Origin of the sequence: Mycobacterium sp. (assembly GCF_049802695.1) — a bacterium.
GTDB lineage: Bacteria > Actinomycetota > Actinomycetes > Mycobacteriales > Mycobacteriaceae > Mycobacterium.
In genome coordinates, this window is sequence record NZ_JBARMY010000312.1 from 1 (window position 1) to 17,186 (window position 17,186).

The 17,186-nt window shown below is 65.1% G+C and carries 12 protein-coding genes and 1 riboswitch; of the genes, 1 reads left to right on the top strand and 11 read right to left on the bottom strand.

Features of this window, described 5'->3' with window-relative positions; genetic code table 11:
• Positions 1 to 377: 377 nt before the first annotated feature.
• Positions 378 to 556, bottom strand: a riboswitch (M-box (ykoK) riboswitch).
• A 99-nt stretch (positions 557 to 655) separates the two neighbouring features.
• Positions 656 to 1,321, top strand: coding sequence for an O-methyltransferase (locus WA317_RS12720; protein WP_425173370.1), 666 nt, complete (start codon positions 656 to 658; stop codon positions 1,319 to 1,321).
• 6 nt (positions 1,322 to 1,327) lie between these two features.
• Here the strand turns inward: WA317_RS12720 and WA317_RS12725 are convergent, their stop codons facing one another.
• The 11 genes from WA317_RS12725 to WA317_RS12775 all read right to left on the bottom strand — a co-directional run bounded on the left by WA317_RS12725 (position 1,328) and on the right by WA317_RS12775 (position 17,009).
• Positions 1,328 to 3,367: an acyltransferase family protein gene (locus tag WA317_RS12725; protein ID WP_425173398.1), complete on the bottom strand. Its 2,040-nt coding sequence runs from the start codon at positions 3,365 to 3,367 to the stop codon at positions 1,328 to 1,330.
• 230 nt (positions 3,368 to 3,597) lie between these two features.
• Entirely contained in the window at positions 3,598 to 5,343 is a 1,746-nt protein-coding gene (locus tag WA317_RS12730) for a class I adenylate-forming enzyme family protein (RefSeq protein ID WP_425173371.1), read from the bottom strand.
• A gap of 3 nt (positions 5,344 to 5,346) precedes the next feature.
• Entirely contained in the window at positions 5,347 to 6,543 is a 1,197-nt protein-coding gene (locus tag WA317_RS12735; RefSeq protein ID WP_425173372.1) for an FAS1-like dehydratase domain-containing protein, read from the bottom strand.
• A 12-nt stretch (positions 6,544 to 6,555) separates the two neighbouring features.
• Positions 6,556 to 7,539 carry an MDR family oxidoreductase gene (locus WA317_RS12740; RefSeq protein WP_425173373.1) on the bottom strand — a complete coding sequence of 328 codons (984 nt, stop codon included), beginning with the start codon at positions 7,537 to 7,539 and terminating at the stop codon, positions 6,556 to 6,558.
• Between the two features lie 44 nt (positions 7,540 to 7,583).
• Entirely contained in the window at positions 7,584 to 9,008 is a 1,425-nt protein-coding gene (locus WA317_RS12745) for an aldehyde dehydrogenase family protein (protein ID WP_425173374.1), read from the bottom strand.
• 15 nt (positions 9,009 to 9,023) lie between these two features.
• Positions 9,024 to 10,730 carry a thiamine pyrophosphate-binding protein gene (locus WA317_RS12750; RefSeq protein WP_425173375.1) on the bottom strand — a complete coding sequence of 569 codons (1,707 nt, stop codon included), beginning with the start codon at positions 10,728 to 10,730 and terminating at the stop codon, positions 9,024 to 9,026.
• Complete coding sequence (locus WA317_RS12755) at positions 10,727 to 11,935, bottom strand: CaiB/BaiF CoA transferase family protein (RefSeq protein ID WP_425173376.1); 1,209 nt, start codon at positions 11,933 to 11,935, stop codon at positions 10,727 to 10,729. The genes WA317_RS12750 and WA317_RS12755 overlap by 4 nt, the downstream gene beginning before the upstream one ends.
• Positions 11,928 to 12,863: an SDR family NAD(P)-dependent oxidoreductase gene (locus WA317_RS12760; RefSeq protein WP_425173377.1), complete on the bottom strand. Its 936-nt coding sequence runs from the start codon at positions 12,861 to 12,863 to the stop codon at positions 11,928 to 11,930. Before WA317_RS12760 ends, WA317_RS12755 begins: the two co-directional genes overlap by 8 nt.
• Before the next feature lie 17 nt (positions 12,864 to 12,880).
• Positions 12,881 to 14,719 (bottom strand): flavin-containing monooxygenase, encoded by a 1,839-nt coding sequence (locus WA317_RS12765; protein ID WP_425173378.1) that lies wholly within the window; start codon positions 14,717 to 14,719, stop codon positions 12,881 to 12,883.
• Positions 14,720 to 14,754: 35 nt separating this feature from the next.
• Complete coding sequence (locus WA317_RS12770) at positions 14,755 to 16,131, bottom strand: aromatic ring-hydroxylating oxygenase subunit alpha (RefSeq protein WP_425173379.1); 1,377 nt, start codon at positions 16,129 to 16,131, stop codon at positions 14,755 to 14,757.
• Complete coding sequence (locus WA317_RS12775) at positions 16,128 to 17,009, bottom strand: SDR family NAD(P)-dependent oxidoreductase (RefSeq protein WP_425173399.1); 882 nt, start codon at positions 17,007 to 17,009, stop codon at positions 16,128 to 16,130. The genes WA317_RS12770 and WA317_RS12775 overlap by 4 nt, the downstream gene beginning before the upstream one ends.
• Positions 17,010 to 17,186: the final 177 nt, after the last annotated feature.

Here is a 17,186-nt window from a genome sequence, read left to right on the forward strand (position 1 = left end):
CCCGGGCGCCGGTGTCGAGGCCGGCGCCGGGCAGTGCGGCGGAAAAAGAAGTCATCGGGTATCTCCAACTCAGGATTGCCATGCGGCGGCTGCCCACGATCCGGGCAGCGGAGGTCGTCAAAGGTGCTGTGAGACAACAGCATTAATTAGCCGGCGAACAGCGGAAGTCGGCAGTGCGAAGCGGCACGGTCGGTGGCCGCGAAAATGTCAGGCGGCTGAGGTGCTGGGGCCTGGCTGAGGCGAAATGCACCCCGGATACGGATATGGACTATCGCTCGGACTCATCTCGCCCTCACCTCCTCGCGGCCAGGACACACGCGGGTGTCACGACATCTACTCGCAAACAAGGAGATTGGGCGCCCGACTGGATCGACGGGCCCGCACCCCTCTCGTCGAAGCTTCGGCACTGCAGGGCGTATCCAGGGACTGAATTGTCCCGGAAGCCACTTGGGCTCAACCCTTATGCCGGGAAGAGCTGTCCTGACCCGGGGCGTCTCTCGACGTTCGGGGTCAGTGGCCTGTATCCCTGCAGACGCCTCACCTAGCGAGGTGCTTGCACAGTTCATGGTGGCACCGCGCAGCGGTCACGTCAAACGAACAAAAGGTTTGTCCGGCGAGCCGCTCACCGGCGGCGACAGCGCCTACTGTCGGTGGCATGGCCACAACACTGCACGACCCGAGGGTCAAGACCGTTCTGGATCGGATGTACGCCGAAGCACAGCAGCAGCGGCAGATACTGCACGACCGGCGCGACGAGTTCCAACGACTGTCGAAGGCAAGCATCCAGGAACGCGCCGACGCGTTCAGTGACCTCTACATCCCGGTCACCCCGGAGGCCGGCCGGTTGCTGTACCTGGTGGTCCGGGGTACCCGCCCGACGACGGTCATCGAATTCGGCATGTCGTTCGGTATCTCCGCTCTTCATCTCGCCTCGGCGGTACGCGACAACGGCAGCGGCCGGGTTGTGACCACCGAGCTCAATGCCGCCAAGATAGCCTCAGCCAAGCGGACTTTCGCCGAAGCCGGCCTGGATGACCTGATCACCGTTCTGGAAGGCGACGCTCTCAGCACGCTCAAGGACGTGACGAGCCCGGTGGATTTCGTGCTGCTCGACGGCTGGAAGGAGCTGTATCTCCCCGTAATCAAGCTGATCGAGCCACAGCTGACGCCAGGAGCGCTGATCGTCGCCGACAATACCGAGATGGCGGAGGCCAAGCCGTATTTGCACTACTTGCGCGACCCGGACAACGGTTACGTGAGCGTCAACTTCCACGCCCGCGACGCCGACAGCATGGAAATAAGCTGTCGGGCAATCACTTAACGGTCGTCACCGAACCGAATCCTCGAGCCACGGCGTCAGCCAATCCACCCCTTCCGAGGTGAGGTGGACGCCGTCGCTGCGCACCTGCACACCGTCGACCTTGGCTGTGTAGACACCGTTCGGGCACAATTTCTTGTTCAGGTCGAGTACTCCGATGTTCGGATGTTGCGCAATGATCCCGTGCAGCATCGTGTTCCACTGGTCGACTCGTTCCGGTTGGTCCTCGGGCCACAGACTTCCGTTCGGCTTCTCACCGCGCCGGCTGTAGGGCGCGGTGGCGACGACCAGTCGGGCACCCGTCGAGTGCAGCACCGCGAGCGCGCGTTGCAGCTCTTGAGTGAGATATCCGTCGAACGACGGGTCACCGATATGGGTCCAGCGACCCTCGTTGACCCGGTCCACCGTCTCCCAGCGACCGATGATCAGCAGTGCGACGTCGGGCCGATCGCGGGCGATCTGCGCCGACCATCTGCTCGGCCAGGTATCGCATTCCGGTTTCGGATCGAGGGTTTGACCGAGGTATTTGTACGGGCCGCCGCGCACCAGGCTGCATCCGATGACGGTGTGGTCGACGAAGTCGAAGCCCGGGGTGTCCGGCAGGTAGTGCATCAGCGTCCACGCGATGGAATCGCCGAAGACCGAGACGGTGAAAGGACGGTTGGGGTCTCGCTGGGCCACTGGCTGCGGGGCGACAGGGTTGTCCGGCGGGGACGGTGACACTGCAGCGACCGCCGACACTCCGGGCGGCAGAATGCTTTCCGATGTCGCTCCCGGACCGGTGCGCATCGGCACCAGCAGCACCGTCACTGCGACTGCGGACGCGACAGTCGCGCCCGCCAGCGGCAACAGCGGGACGCGCACTGGCCGCCACCGTCGGATCGGTTGTTCGATCAACCACCATGACGCCGCCGCGACCGCGACGGTCGCCACACAGCGCGCCCCGAACAACGGTGTTCCCGACCAGCCGGTGCGTTCCCCATTGAGCACCAGAAACATCGGCCAGTGCCAAAGGTAGACGCCGTAGGAAATGGCGCCCAGCCCCACGATCGGACGCCAGGCCAGCACCCGGGCCACCGCGCCGCGCTGGTCGAGCGCTACCGAGGCGATCACTGCGACAGCCGCGATCGCGACCACGACCAGCAGACCGCCACGGAATTCCTGCGCGCTGCCGGTAGCCCGGTGTGCGACGAACGCGACCGCTGCCAAGCCGACAATCGGCAGCACCCGCGCGACCCGCCTCCCCCACCGGGTGCGGATCACCGACCAGCCCCGGTTCAGCGCTGACCAGTCCTCGACCAGCAACGCCGCGGCGGAGGCACCGATGAGTAAGGCCTGCGCGCGGGTGTCGGTGCCGAAATACACCCGGTCACGCGCGGCGTCGGATGCAATGTTGACCGCTACTGCCGCCGAGGCCAGTGCTCCCGCGGTGGCGGCGAGGAAGGCGACCAACCGGACCGAACCCAGGGTGGCCCGGGCACCGCGGCGTTTCGCGGCCGCGGCGAGCGAAACGGCCAACGTGATGAGCAGAAGCGGCCAGAGGAAGTAGAACTGCTCCTCAACCCCCAGCGACCACGTGTGCTGTAGCGGTGACGGTGTCGCTCCCTGAGTGAAGTAATCGGTCTGCGCCGTGACGAACCGCCAGTTCGCCACCCAGAAGAACGCCGCGATCGCGTCGCCCCGAAGCCCGGCGACGGCCTCGGTGGGAAGCAGTTGCCGCACCGCGCCGACGGTCAGCACCATCAGCACGAGCGCAGGCAGCAGCCGGCGGCCTCGGCGAATCCAAAAACCGGGCAGGTCGATCCGACCACTCCCGCCGAGCTCGTCGAGCAGCAGCGAGGTGATGAGAAACCCACTGAGCACGAAGAAGACGTCGACGCCGATGAACCCGCCGCCCATGCCGGCGAGGCCACCGTGATCTGCGAGCACCAGCGCGACAGCTACTGCCCGCAGCCCATCCAGAGCGGGGATGCCGGGTTTACGCCGCGGGCGGGTGCCCGCGCTACGACTCCAAGTGGCGGGACGGTGCCGACGCGGAACGGGCGCTATCCAGCGGGGTCGCCGAGCACCACGAACTGGCGCGGGCGTTTTTTTGGCCGGTTCGCTGCTGGATTGCTGCGTGTCCTGACCATCTGGCCGAACGACGCTGTCGTTGCCGCTGATACGTCGATGTCCCTCTCTGTCGAATCAGGGCTGTGAATCAGGGCAAAGCTTAAATGCACGAGGGGCCGCCGAGCGGACGACACGGCGGGGAAAGCGACCGAATCCGAGTGGGTCTTTCAGCCCGTCGGGATGCGGCCAGTCGGTTGTGTCGACGCGGTGCGCAGGCGCTTGGCTGCCAATTCCCGAAGTTCACCGGCTTTGATCTTCGCGTTGCCGGTGAGTGCGATCTCGTCTTCGCTGAAGAACAGCACGTGCCGCGGAACCTTGTAGCTCGCCAGGCGTTCGCGCGCGAACCCGCGGATGGCTTCGGCATCCTCGACCTGCGGTGTCGTTCCGTCGTGCGGCACCACACAGGCGACGACGACTTCGCCCAAGGTCTCGTGCGGGACGCCTACGGTCTGCGCCACTTTCACCAGGGCATGTCCAACCAGCACCTCGTCGACCTCGCGTGGCGAGACGTTCGCGCCGCCGGTTTTGATGATGTCGGTCAGCCTGCCCTCCCAGTAGAGCCGGCCGACGTCGTCGACATACCCGCCGTCACCGGTGGGGAAAAAGCCCTCTGAGTCGAGGATCTCGTCCAGCGGGGTGTCGAGGTAGCGGAGCATGAGCGTGGGGCCCTTGACGCAGATTTCGCCGCGGTCGCCCCGCTTGACGACATGGCCGGTGAGCGGATCGACGATTTTCAGCGTCACACCCGGCAGGGCGATACCGCTGCTGTCGGCGTGGACGTCGGGCGGTGTGTCCGCCGGATAGCACGTGGTGATAGTGAAGGTTTCAGTGTTCCCGTAGGCGTGGCCCGGTTCGTACCATTCCACCGAGACCGTGGGATGGCGCGCGACGGGCGTCTTGAAATCCACGAACCGCATCCTGCTCAAATCCACGTCGGGCCAGTTGGCGGCGCATTCGAGTTGGGCCCACTGGTGCGGCCAGGCGAACGGGAAGTTGACGTGCTCGGCGGCCATCAAGTCGAGGGCTTCGACGGCGTTGAACGTCGGTTGCAGGACCAGGGCGCCACCGCTGGCCAGCGTCGAACCGAGCGACATCGCAAAGTTGCCGGACCAGAAGAAACCGTTGGCACTCCAGCATCGGACGTTATCGGCCGGGCCGAACCGGTACAGGCGGCGAAACCGCCACATCTGAATGGTGACGCCGCGGTGGCTGCTGAGGATGCCTTTCGGTTTGCTGGTGGATCCGGAGGAGAAGAAGACCACGGCGGCGTCGCTCGGATGCGTTGCAGCAGCCGTGGCTTCAACGACTTCGCGCGATTGATCACGGCCCAGTGCCAGGAACACCTCCCAGGAATCGATGCCCGGCAACGGTTCACCGATCACCACAAGGCGGCGCAGAAACGGGAACCTCTCCGACTGCAGCGTTCCCGGCGGCATCCTGACGATTTCGGGCTCAAGCTCGGTGAGCACGGCGGCGAAGTCTTTGGCCAGCACCTCGCGCTCGAACAACAGCACTGAGACCGCAGAAGACCGCAGAAGATAGTCGAGCTCGGAGGGAGCCGAGAAGGTGCTGAGCGTGACGGCCACACCACCGGCCAGCGATGTGCCGAACACCGCCGCGATCCACTCCGGGCGGTTGGTCATCAAGATTCCCACGCGGCCGTCCCTGCCCAGGCCGCTTGCGCGCAGGGCGCGAGCAACTTCCATCGCCCGTTCCCACAGCTCGGCGTAGGTCCAGCGGGTAACGGTTTCACCGGTGCGCGCCACGACGGCTTCACGCCCGCTGAACCTGGTGATCACTTCGCGAAGGAAGCCCGGCAGGGTGAGTGCTCCGAGCCCAGGCTCCTCAACCAGCGGTGGACCGGACACAACGGACAGCCCCTCAACTGCGGCAGGTTTCGTGCGGATGGCCATGGTCTACCGCGGCAACTCGACCTCGGCAGTGCAGTCCACCAGCACTTTGCCGTCCTGGTTGGTCAGGCGTAGTTTCACCTGCACGAGGGGTACGCCCCACGCGGAGTCGGTCTGCTTATCGATGATCTCCGCGTCGAAATAGGTCACGTCGCCCTCGAAAGCCGGACCGCGGAAGTCGGCTTTGGAGTGGCGCACCAGCCCGTCGTGGCCGGCCCAGTACGCGAGATAGTCGGTGCACCAGGCCCCCATCGTCGCGCCATAGCCGTAGGCGCGGGACATGCCGACCTGGCTCGCCCGGTCGCTGTCGATGTGCCCGCGCGAGGGTCCGACGTACAACCCGTCCCGCTTGCGCGGATCGATCCTGGCATCCTCCTCGTCGAACGCGAAATCCTCGCCCCAGCCCGGATCCTGATTGACCCAGGGATCGTCGACACCTTCCGGCGCGACCCAGTGGAAGGTGCCCCAGATGTTGAACAGAAACGCCCGGTATTCGGTGGTGAACGAGGCGATGCTGTGCGGGCCGATCACTCGGCGCGGCAACGTGTCTCCCACCTTCACCTCGTCGAAAAACGGTGACAGCCCGGTGCGATTGGACATCAGCCAGTCACGTCGGACCCGCTCGATGTCGATCAGCTCCTGCTGCCTCCAGCGTTTCACCTCGCCGAGTTGGTTGTCGTACATGCCGCGCTTGGTCGCCTCGTCGTACAGATAACGGATCGCGGTCGAGCGCTCGCGGGCCACCAGGGCGCCGTGCTGATTGGTGTGCACGGTGTCGCCGCGGGAGAACATAGTGGGCCCGGCGAACTTTGTTTGCACCACCTTGTAGTCGTGAAAGCGCCGTTCCTGGAACAGTTTGTCGCCGGGCCGCACCGGGCAGCCGTAAAACCACCACTCCTCGCCGCCGAAAATAAGGTGGCTGTTCGGAATACGGCCCACACAGGCCGGCTGTGCGCCGTGTCCGTAGTCCAGGGCGACGGCGATCGACTGCGGTGCGACGATGCCGCCGAACTTCGATGCGTGGGCGAATTCTTCGTCCCAGTGCAAGGGATTCGGGTAATCCATCGCCATCACCCACCGGCGGACATCGGAGGTGCTGCAAGGATCCCATAACTGTCCGCCGCCGACCGGCTTGCCGACCCGGTGATCGACGTCGGAAAGGTCGAGTTCGGCGGTGTCGGTCTGAGTTAGCTTCGCGCTCATCAAGGCTCCCGGTCAGCCGTTGACGTCGACGACGATGCGGCCACGTACCTGTCCGTCCAGCAGTTGACCCGCAGCGACGATCGCCTCTGACAGCGGAACCTCCCGCGCAATCGCGTCAAGCCGTGTCGGATCCAGGTCGCGCGACAACCGCTCCCACGCGGCAAGGCGCCGCTCGGTGGGCGCCATCACGCTGTCGATGCCGAGCAGGGTCACGCCGCGCAGGATGAAAGGGGCCACGGTCGCGGGGAAATCCATGCCCTGAGCCAATCCGCATGCGGCGACGGCTCCGCCGTATCGGGTTTGAGCGCATGCGTTCACCAACGTGTGGCTGCCCGCCGAATCGACGACGCCGGCCCAGCGCTCTTTCTGCAACGGCTTACCGGCCTGGCCGAGTTCGGCGCGGTCGAGCACGGTGACAGCGCCGAGCTCCTGCAGATACGCTGCCTCGGAATGTTTTCCGGTCGCAGCGGCCACCTTGAACCCGGCCGCCGTCAACAGCACGATCGCGACGCTGCCTACGCCGCCCGTCGCGCCCGTCACCAGCACCTCCCCCTGCTCGGGACGCACTCCATGGGCCAGTAGCGCGTCCACGCACAGGCTCGCGGTGTAGCCGGCGGTACCGATCGCCATGGCCTGTTTGCAGTTGAACGCCGTGGGCAGCGGCACCAGCCAGTCGCCGTTCAATTGCGCACGCTGAGCCAGTCCGCCCCAATGGGTTTCGCCCACACCCCAACCGTTGAGCACCACCCAGTCGCCTTTCGACCACTTAGCATGGGTGCTTTCGGTGACGACGCCGGCCAGATCGATGCCCGGTACCATCGGGAACTTGCGTACGACCGGCGACTTGCCGGTGATGGCGAGCCCGTCCTTGTAATTCAAGGTGGAGAATTCCACCTCGATGCTGACATCCCCCTCGGGGAGCTGTTCATCGTCGAGGCTTGTGAGCGCAGCGGACTGGCCCGCTTCACCCTTATCGATCAGAATCGCCGAAAACATCGCACTCTTTCCTTCGCAAGCGGAGACACCCCTACTGGGGTTGCCTATTGAGGTGTGTGGCCCAGGACGCCTTTGATCTCCAAATACTCGTCGAAGCCGAATTCGCTCCACTCGCGGCCGTTGCCGCTGCGCTTGTAGCCGCCGAAGGGCGCCTGAAAGTCGAAGGCATCGTTGATCACCACCCAGCCGGCCCGAATCCGGCGGGCCAGGTCGCGTGCCTTGCCCAAATCGGCTGAGGCCACATAGCCGGCCAAACCGTAGTCGGTGTCGTTGGCGATTTCGACAGCGTGGTCGAGGTTGTCGTAGCCCAGCACGCACAGCACCGGGCCGAAGATCTCCTCGCGCGCGATGGTCATGTCACTGGTGACGTCGCCGAAGACGGTCGGTTTGACGTAATAGCCTTGCTGCAGTCCATCTGGTCGTCCGGTGCCCCCGGCCACCAGGGTGGCACCGTCGTCGATGCCTTTCTGGATGAGCCGCTGCACCTTGTCGAATCCCGCCTTCGAAGCCACCGGCCCCAAATCGACCTCGCCGGTGGGATCACCGACGGTCAGTTGTTCGGTCGCCTTGCGGGCCACGGCAGTCGCCTCGTCCATCCGCGCTTTCGGGACCAGCATCCGCGAAGGCGCGCTGCAGCTTTGACCCGAATTGGTCATCATGTTGGCCACACCGCTGCTGACGTTCTTGGCGAAGTCTCCGTCGTCGAGGATGATGTTCGGACTCTTGCCGCCCAACTCCTGAGTCACCCGCTTGACCGTGGGTGCAGCGTTTCTGGCGACCTCGGTTCCGGCACGGGTGGATCCGGTGAATGACACCATGTCGATGCCGGGATGGCTGGCCAGCGCAGCGCCCACCCCGGAACCGTCGCCGTGAATCAGGTTGTAGACACCGGCAGGCACCCCGGCGGCATCCAGCACCTCGCTGAATACCTGACCCGAGTAGGGCGCGACCTCCGACGGCTTGAGGATCATCGCGCAGCCAGTCGCCAGTGCCGGGAACACTTTGACGGCGATCTGGTTCAGCGGCCAGTTCCACGGGGTGATCAAGCCGCACACCCCGATCGGCTCTTTCACCACCAACGTCGCCCCGCGCTGCTGGGAGAAGGCGAAGTTCTTGAGGTTGTCGATGGCCGTCGACAGGTGGCCCAGGCCCAGGCCGACCTGAGCGCCCGCGGCGAGCGCAGCGGGCGCCCCCATCTCCTCCGTCACCGCGGCGGCGAGATCACCGGCGCGGTGCTGGTATTCGGACAGGATCGCGTGCAGCAGATCCAGACGTTCCTCTCGGCTGCTCTGCGACCAGGTTGTCACTGCACGCCGAGCGGCGGTCACCGCTTTGTCGACGTCGGCCGCGGCGCCCAGCGCGATCTTGCCGGAAACCTGCTCAGTAGCTGGGTTCTCGACGTCGATGATGTTGGGCTCGACCGGATCAATCCACTGGCCGTCGATGTAGAACTTCAGGTATTCGCGCATGGCTTCTCTTTCCGGCTACTGCGTGCCTTCGGCGTACCAGGTCCGGAATTCGCCGTAGTTGGGCATTTCCTCGGAGTTTGCTTTCGGGTCGATGCAGACATGCACCACAGCGGCCCGTCCGCTGGCATAGGCCCGTTTGATCGCCGGACCGATGTCTTCTTCGCGTTCCACATACTCGCCGTGGCAGTCGAAGCCCTCGGCGATCTTGTCGAAGCGGACGTTCTTACTCCAGTGCACACCGGTTTCGGCGGTCTGGTCACTGAAAGTCCGCTTGTACACGCCGACTTCGAGACCCCACTGGTGATCCACCCCGACGACGCACACCAGCGGTAGCCGTAGCCGGGCGGCCGTCTCCAGTTCGGCGATGTGGAACAGGAACGACGAGTCGCTGGTCAGCAGCATGACCGGCCGCTTGCCGCCGTCGGCGACCGAAGCGCCGACGGCATAGGGCAGACCGGTGCCGAGATGGCCGAAGTTCTGATTCCAAATCACGTCGTGCGGCTTGGCTTGCGAGTAAGTCCACTGGAAGATGACGGTTGCTCCGCCGTCGCGCACCATGATGCCGTCCTTGGGAAAAGCTTTGGTGGCTTCCACCACGAAACGCGCGGTGTGGATGGGAATTTGACCGCTCGGCGCAGCATCAGCCAGTTTGGCCAGCTGCTCGGTGTCCTGTTTGATCCAACGGTCGAGATCCGGCGCCGGCGGGCGTTGCCGATCTTGCAGGGCGTTCACCAATTGCGGTACGACGGCACGTAAGTCACCGACCAACGGCACGTCGACCGGCCGGTTCACGCCGATCGCCAGCGGATCCTGCTCGACGTAGACCCATTTGCGGTTGGCGTTGTTGTCCGCCCAATGGCGGAACTTCCCGTAGTGGACCGGCTCGCCGAGCTCGGTGCCCAGCGCGACGCAGAGGTCGGAGGTGACCACCGCTTCGACCGCTGCTTCGGAGAAGCCGTAGGGAAAGGTGCGGTCCTCGAGCCCGGCGATGAACGAGGTGCCCCCCGAGGTCTGGATCACCGGGCATTGCAGCGCGTCGGCGAGGGCTTTGACCGATTCCCCGGTGCGGGAGGTGTGCACCCCGTGACCGACCAACAGGATCGGATGCTTGGCCGCGGCGATCAATTGCGCCGCCTCAGCGACCTCACGGGCACCGGCACTTTGATTCACCAGTCGGTAGCTGCTCGGCGGCGCGGGCTCCGGCAATTCGAGCTCCTCGGTGATCACATGCGCCGGATATTCGACGTAGGCGGGACCCGGGGTGCCCGACACCGCCCGGCGGATCGCCTCGCGGATGATCTCGTCGGTTTGGTCGGCGTATTCGATTGACGCGCTGTATTTCACCGCGGCCTTGAAAAGATGTTCCTGCTGCACGAATTGGATACGCCCGCGGCGCACCCGGCGCTCGGTGACCCGTGCCCGCTGGCCGCCGAGGAAGATGACCGGCGAATTCTCGACCTTGGCGCACATCATCGCCCCGGCCAGGTTCGCCACTCCCGGCCCCAGCGTGCCGATGCACAAGCCGGGCTTGCCGGTGATCCGCGATGTCGCTTCCGCCATGAAACCGGCGCTCTCTTCATGGTGCGGCGCGACCACAGTCCAGCCACGCGATTCGGCTTCGAGGAACATGTGCACGAAGTTCGGGTCGGGAATGCCGTAGAGCGTGTTGACACCTTCTGCCTCGAAGAGGTCCAGGATGCGCTGATACACAGGTACTTTCATGTCACTACTCCTTGACTTCTCGAGGGCGGGCCGGCTGGGGCCGCATCCGTTGTCGCCAGGCCCGCCTCGTCGAGCACTTCGGCGGTGTCGGCGCCGAGTTCCGGGGCAGGCCCCGCAACCCGGCCGGGCGTGCGCGAGAACCAGGTGGGCACCCCCGGGAAACGCACCGGCCCGTGCCGGGAGTCGACGGTTTCGAAGAATCCGGTGGCATTCAGGTGCGGATCGTCGAACAGCGCAGCCGGCGTGCTGAGCGGCGCGGCGGGTATCTCGAGTCGACGGAACAGCGCCAGCCATTCACCGGTTGTCCGCTCCTGCAATGTCTGCGCTATCAACGCGTACACGGTGTCGATCTGGCGTGCCCGGCGGTCGAGAGTGGCGTACAGATCGCTTGCCCACGGCGGGCGCACCGCATCGACGAACGCCTTCCAGTGTTTGTCGTTGTAGATCAGCGCGGCGATGTAGCCGTCGCTGGTGCGGTAGGGCCGCCGATTCGGCGCCACCGTGCGGGGATAGATCGCCGGGCCGAGCGGAGGGTCGAACATGGCGCCGTTCGCGTGTTCGACCAACATGAACGAGGCCATCGTCTCGAACATGCCGATCTCGACCTCTTGCCCCTCACCGGTGCGTTCACGGTGAAACAGCGCCATCACCGTCGCGTACAAAGCAGTCAGGCCGGCGACCTTGTCGGCCATGATGGTGCCGACATAGCTGGCTTCACCGGTGAGTTGCTGCTGCACCGCCGGCAACCCGCAAGCCGCCTGAATGGTGTCGTCGTAAGCCGGCAAATCCCGGTCCGGTCCGCGCCGGCTGTAGCCGTAACAGTTGGTGTAGACGATGGCCGGATTGATGGCGGCGACCTGCTCGTAGTCGAAGCCGAGGCGGGCGATCGCCTTGGATCGCATCGAGTGGATGAACACGTCCGCGGTTTCGATCAGCGTCCGCAGCGCGGTTGCGCCGGCCTGTGACTGCAGGTCCAGCACGACGCTGCGTTTGCCGCGGTTCACGTTGACGAAGACACCGCTCATCGAAGGCTCGGGACCCACCGAGATGTAACGGGTGTTGTCACCGGCGGGCGGCTCCACTTTGACGACGTCGGCGCCCATGTCGGCCATGATCTGAGTGCAGTACGGTCCCATCACCATCGCGGTGAGGTCGACCACCCGCACCCTGGCCAGCGGCCCCTGCGAGTTGCCGGGCCTAGCCATGGTGGGCCCCCTCCAAGCTTGCCCCGTTGGCCATCCCGAAGCTGTAGCGGATGTGCTCCGCGTGACCGTCGGGCACCGGCGGAAAGATCAACGGCGCGTTCAAGTCCCGGATGGCGCCCAGCTGTTCGCGCACCTGCTCTATCGACCAGGACGGCTGGTAGACGCCGGGGGTCTCAGCGACAACGGCGCGCGCCACCCGGCCGGCGATGGACACCAGCATCTCACCGGTGATCGGGCAGGACTCGTGCGCCAGCAGACCCACCACCGGCGCCACCAGTTCGGGATCCATCGCGGGATAGGCCGAAATGTCCAGTCCCTCCGCCATTCTGGTCACCGCGGAAGGCACGATCACATTGCAGACGACATTGTCCGCAGCGCCCTCGAGCGCCACGACGTTGGACAGGCCGATGATGCCGGCCTTGGCGGCCGCGTAATTCGCCACGTTGGTATTGCCGTACAGACCGCCGATCGACGATGTCAGCACGATTCGCCCGTAACCGGCTTGGCGCATCACCGGAAACGCCGGCCGCACGATGTGAAAGGCGCCCCGCAGGTGGACATCGAGAACCGCCTCGAAGTCGTCGTAGCTCATGTCGGTAAGCGGTGCTCGGCGAACAGTGCCGGCGTTGTGGACGACGATGTCGAGGCGCCGGAAGTGATTCAGCGCCGCCTCGATGATCGCCCGGCCGCCGGCGGGGGTCGCCACCGATTCGGTGCACGCGACGGCGTCTCCGCCGGCTGAGCGGATCTCGTCGACCACTTCGTCGGCGGGGCCGGGGGTGGCCCCGTGGCCGGTGAGACTGCTGCCGGTGTCGTTGACGACGACTCGTGCGCCCCGCGCCGCGAGCATTAGCGCATAGGCGCGTCCCAGTCCGCGGCCGGCGCCGGTCACGACGGCCACTCGATCGTCGAATCTGAGTTCAGGCATTCCTGTTCGGGAAACATTCATTGCCCCAGCACCAGACCGTCGAGGCCGCCGGAGGCGCGCCAGTCGGCCAGCAGGTCGCCGAAGGCGTAGAAGCCAGGGGCGTAGGGCTCACCGAGATGCGACCGGATGCCCTCACCGCCGCCGCCACCTTCGTTGTTGTAGTAGCCGGGCGTGCATTCACGGTCGAACGCCGAGTTGTCGATTGCGTTGTCGCGGATGGCCTTACACCACTCGTCCTGGGCTTCCCGGCTCGGCTCGACGGTGGTCACACCGCGCGCCAGAGCTTCGGCGATGATGTAGGCGATGTGCTCGCCCTGCAGCTCGTAGTTGGCGGCGATGTTGGCCGAGATGCCGACCTGGGTGAAGCCGGTGAAGAACTGGTTGGGGAAACCTCTGCTGGTCATCCCGTGCAGCGTCTGGTAGCCGTCGTGCCAGTAGTCGAACAGCGACAGGCCGTCGCGGCCCTCGATGGTGTCGATCGAGTAGCGCCGGCTGATCTCGGTGGTGATCTCGAATCCGCTGGCGTAGATGACGCAGTCGAGCTCGTACTCGACACCGTTGGCGACTAAACCGTTTGCGGTGGCCCGCTCGACACCTTTGGACGACGACGCGTCGACCAGCGTGACGTTGGGCTGGTTGAACGTTGCCAGATACTCGTCGTTCGAGCAAGGCCGTTTGCACAGAAATCGGTAGTAGGGCTTGAGCGCTTCCGCGGTGTCTTCGTCGTCGACGGTGGCTTCGACCCGGCGGCGCAATCGTTCCATGACTTTGTAGTCTTCTTCTTCCCGGATTGCCATGAACTGCTCCGGGGTCAACGACGCTGGGTCGTCCAGGGCGAGCACCCGGGCCGCGGTGTTGCGGCCCAGCTCGGTCCAGAAATCGCAAACCAGGTCCGGTTGGCCCAGCGCCATTCCCTCGAACGTCCAGGCGTGGAAGTTGCGTTGGCGCTCCTTCTGCCAGCCGGGCTGCAGCGATTTCACCCATTCCGGGTTGGTCGCCGTGTTGTTGCGCACATCCACGGAGGACGGCGTGCGCTGAAAGACGTAGAGGTGCTGAGTGTATCGGCCGAGGTAGGGCACCAGCTGCACGCCGGTGGCGCCAGTGCCCACCAGGCCGACCCGCTTGTCGGCAAGCTTGTGTAGCCCGCCACTGCTGTCCCCGCCGGTGTAGGCGTAATCCCAGCGCGACGAGTGAAAGCTGTGGCCCTGAAACTCCTTGATGCCGGGTATGCCCGGCAGTTTCGGCCGGTGAAAGGGCCCTGAGGCCATGACGACGAACCGGGGGCGCAGGTCGTCGCCGCGGTCGGTCTCGATTCGCCAGCGCTTGATTTCCCCGTCCCAGCGCAAGGCACGGACCTGGGTGGAGAAGATCGCGGCGTCGTAGAGTCCGAAATGCTTTCCGATGCGCCGGCAATGCTCGTAGATCTCGGCACCGTCGGCGAATTTCTTCGTCGGCATGAAGTCGAGTTCTTCGAGCATCGGTATGTAACAATAGGATTCGTTGTCACACTGAATGCCGGGGTAGCGGTTCCAGTACCAGACGCCGCCGAAGTCTCCACCCAACTCGATGATCCGGACGTCTTCGACACCTGCCTTCTTCAGATGCGCCGCTGACAGCAGCCCCCCGAAGCCGCCGCCGAGCACGGCGACGTCGATATCGGCCGATATTGGATCGCGGGTGATCGGCGGACAGTGCGGATCAGTCTCGTAGTAGCCGGCGAAGTCGTCCTCCAACTCCACGTACTGCCGGGAGCCTTCGTCTCGCAGCCGTTTGCCGCGCTCCTGCTGGTACTTCTCACGCAACGCCGAGATGTCGATGTCATCGGGGGTACTGGTGGGTCCGCACTCGGTCGTCATGCCGGACGACTCCCGGCCCGTGCCGCGGTCATCGGTCACTCTCCGCGGAGTTCGCGTGGTGCGCCGGTACCCATGTATGTGGCCAGGTTGCGGTGCAAGTTGGCGGTGCTGGTTTCCATGTACGGGTTGGGCTTGGTGCCGGGGAAGCCGAGTGATTTCATTCCTCGCTGCACAGCGGCCATGTTGGAGAAGTCCTGCGGGAATACGGTGCGCCAGCTCGGATCACCCTCCGGGGTGTACTCCCACGTCGTTTCCGGCTCTTCCCCTTTCGGGTAGAGCTCGTAGCACGCGGCTTCGAAAATGCACGAGTTCGGGTTGTAGCCGTTGGGTCGGGCGCTGTAGCACAGGGCGGTGGTCAAGCCCTGTCCGATCTGGAAGTTGGGGAAAAGCTGCCAGGCCGTCCCGCTTTTCGCCAGATGGTCGGGGTCAATTCTCGGCCAGAGCACACCGCGGGCTTCGTCGTCCCGGCGCGCGGAGCTGAGCCAGTGCTCGAGCACCTGGTCGGCGGGTGTTCCTTCGGGCAATTCGTCGGCCAGTCGAAGGGCGGCGTCGACCAGTGTTTTCGTGGTGGTGGCGTTGGTTTCGGTCAGGGTGTAAGCCTGCATCTCGGCGGTCGACAGGCGCGGGTCGGCACCGGCGCCGAGCCGGATCTTGGATTTGGTTCTTTCCAGATCTTTCGGGGCGTCGTACCCGATGTTGCTGTGCCGGCCCTGCGCTTTGGCCCAGCCGCGAAAGCTGCCGAACTTGTTGAATTGCGGATGCGTGGTCGCGACGTGGTAGGTCTCGTTGAAAGCCTCGACGGCGACCTTCCAGTTGCAGCCGAAATCCAGCCATTTGCGCCATTTGCAGCGCATGTCCGTCAGGGCGAACGGATCGAGCATGGTGGCGGCGGGCTCGAGATAGTCGCGCAGCGGCTGGCAGTCCGGGTCCATGTTGACCCAGATCCAGCCGCCCCAGGTGTCAACGTTGACGCCGGCCAGGCGGGTGTTGTCCGCTGTCAGTGCGCCCTGCCAGTCCTGCTGCTCGGGTATGTGCGTGCAGGCGCCGTCCAGGTCGTAGGTCCAGCCGTGGAAGCCGCAGACGAAGGATTTCCGCGCGCGCCCATAGGCGTTCTTGGCTTTGGACGGAACGTCGACGAGTCGGCGACCGCGGTGCATGCACACGTTGTGGTGGGCTTTCAGCGTGTCCGGGGCGGTGCGGACCACCACGATGGAGTCGTCGAGGATGTCGTAGGTGAGGTAGCTGCCCACCTCGGGCAGGTCTTCGAGGCGCCCGACCTGTTGCCATACTTTGCGCCACAGCTTGTCGCGCTCGCCGCGGGCATAGTCCTCGGAGATGTAGGCTTCCACCCCGATCGTCACCGGCTCGGTGAGCTCGGAAGCGGCAGCGACGGTTTCACCGTTTGCGGTCATTGCACCCTCACTTCCGTACCGATCGCGTCGTCATCCCAGCGTCGGATGGCGGCGCGAAACGACTCGTCTTTGAGAAACAGGGAGGTGTTGTCGGCGTCGAGGTGTGTCCACTTCAGGCTGAGCCCACCGTCGACGAGCAGCGTCTGGCCGGTGACGTAACTCGACAGGTCCGACAGCAGGAAGAGGATGGCGCCGGCCACCTCGTCCGGGCGGCCCCGCCGTCCCATCGCGATGGCACGCCGATCGCGGTCGGCGTCGTCGTCGACGTAGGTCTGCGATGCCGGTGTCGCGGTGACCCCGGCGGCTACCGCGTTGACCCGGATGTCGTCCAGAGCCAGTTCGACCGCCATGGTGCGGGTCGCGGCCACCAGCGCCGCCTTGGCCGCACCGTAGGCGATATGGTATGGCGCGGTGTTCATTCCGCTGATCGACGACAAGGAAACGATCGATCCAGGCCGCCGGTGCGCGCGCAATTCCGCGGCAATCGCCTGACTCATGAAGAATGCGGTCTCGAGGTTCTGGGTGAACAATTCCCGCCAGTCGGAGCGGGTCACCCGGGTCGAGGGCATCCAGGTCGAGGGCGCCGCGCCGCCCGCGACGTTCACCAGACCGTGCAATGCGCCGCCCGTGCTTCGCACGGCGGCCACTGCGGCCGCGACACCGTCATCGGTGGCTGCGTCGGCGGTGACCGGCACGATCGGAAAACCTTGCGCTATCAGCGGGCCGAGATGGCGGTCCAGATTGTCCTGCCGCCGGCTCACCGCGACCACGGTCGCACCGGTTTGGGCAAGCTTGCGGGTCACGGTGGTGCCGATGCCGCCGCCCCCGGCGCCGGACACCACGACGACGCGGCCGTCCAGGTTCAGCAAGCTGTCCAGACCCACCTGGAACCCACCTGAGCAACCTCTTTGTCCGGACAAGACAGTCTTGTATACATAATCGAGAACATGATTCTCTCCGTGCGGTGTCGCGTCAAGGCCCGCAGTTCATGGAGCCTGGCCCTATTGTCTGGACTAGCCAGCGCTGCTATGGTCCCGACAGCTGAAGCCGGTTGT

Bases quoted from the DNA above. Each gene is read 5' to 3' on its own strand.
- WA317_RS12745 (WP_425173374.1), bottom strand. From the start codon at position 9,008: ATGCGCGAATACCTGAAGTTCTACATCGACGGCCAGTGGATTGATCCG.
- WA317_RS12760 (WP_425173377.1), bottom strand. From the start codon at position 12,863: ATGCCTGAACTCAGATTCGACGATCGAGTGGCCGTCGTGACCGGCGCC.
- WA317_RS12770 (WP_425173379.1), bottom strand. From the start codon at position 16,131: ATGACCGCAAACGGTGAAACCGTCGCTGCCGCTTCCGAGCTCACCGAG.
- WA317_RS12755 (WP_425173376.1), bottom strand. From the start codon at position 11,935: ATGGCTAGGCCCGGCAACTCGCAGGGGCCGCTGGCCAGGGTGCGGGTG.
- WA317_RS12735 (WP_425173372.1), bottom strand. From the start codon at position 6,543: ATGAGCGCGAAGCTAACTCAGACCGACACCGCCGAACTCGACCTTTCC.
- WA317_RS12730 (WP_425173371.1), bottom strand. From the start codon at position 5,343: ATGGCCATCCGCACGAAACCTGCCGCAGTTGAGGGGCTGTCCGTTGTG.
- WA317_RS12720 (WP_425173370.1), top strand. From the start codon at position 656: ATGGCCACAACACTGCACGACCCGAGGGTCAAGACCGTTCTGGATCGG.
- WA317_RS12765 (WP_425173378.1), bottom strand. From the start codon at position 14,719: ATGACGACCGAGTGCGGACCCACCAGTACCCCCGATGACATCGACATC.
- WA317_RS12750 (WP_425173375.1), bottom strand. From the start codon at position 10,730: ATGAAAGTACCTGTGTATCAGCGCATCCTGGACCTCTTCGAGGCAGAA.
- WA317_RS12740 (WP_425173373.1), bottom strand. From the start codon at position 7,539: ATGTTTTCGGCGATTCTGATCGATAAGGGTGAAGCGGGCCAGTCCGCT.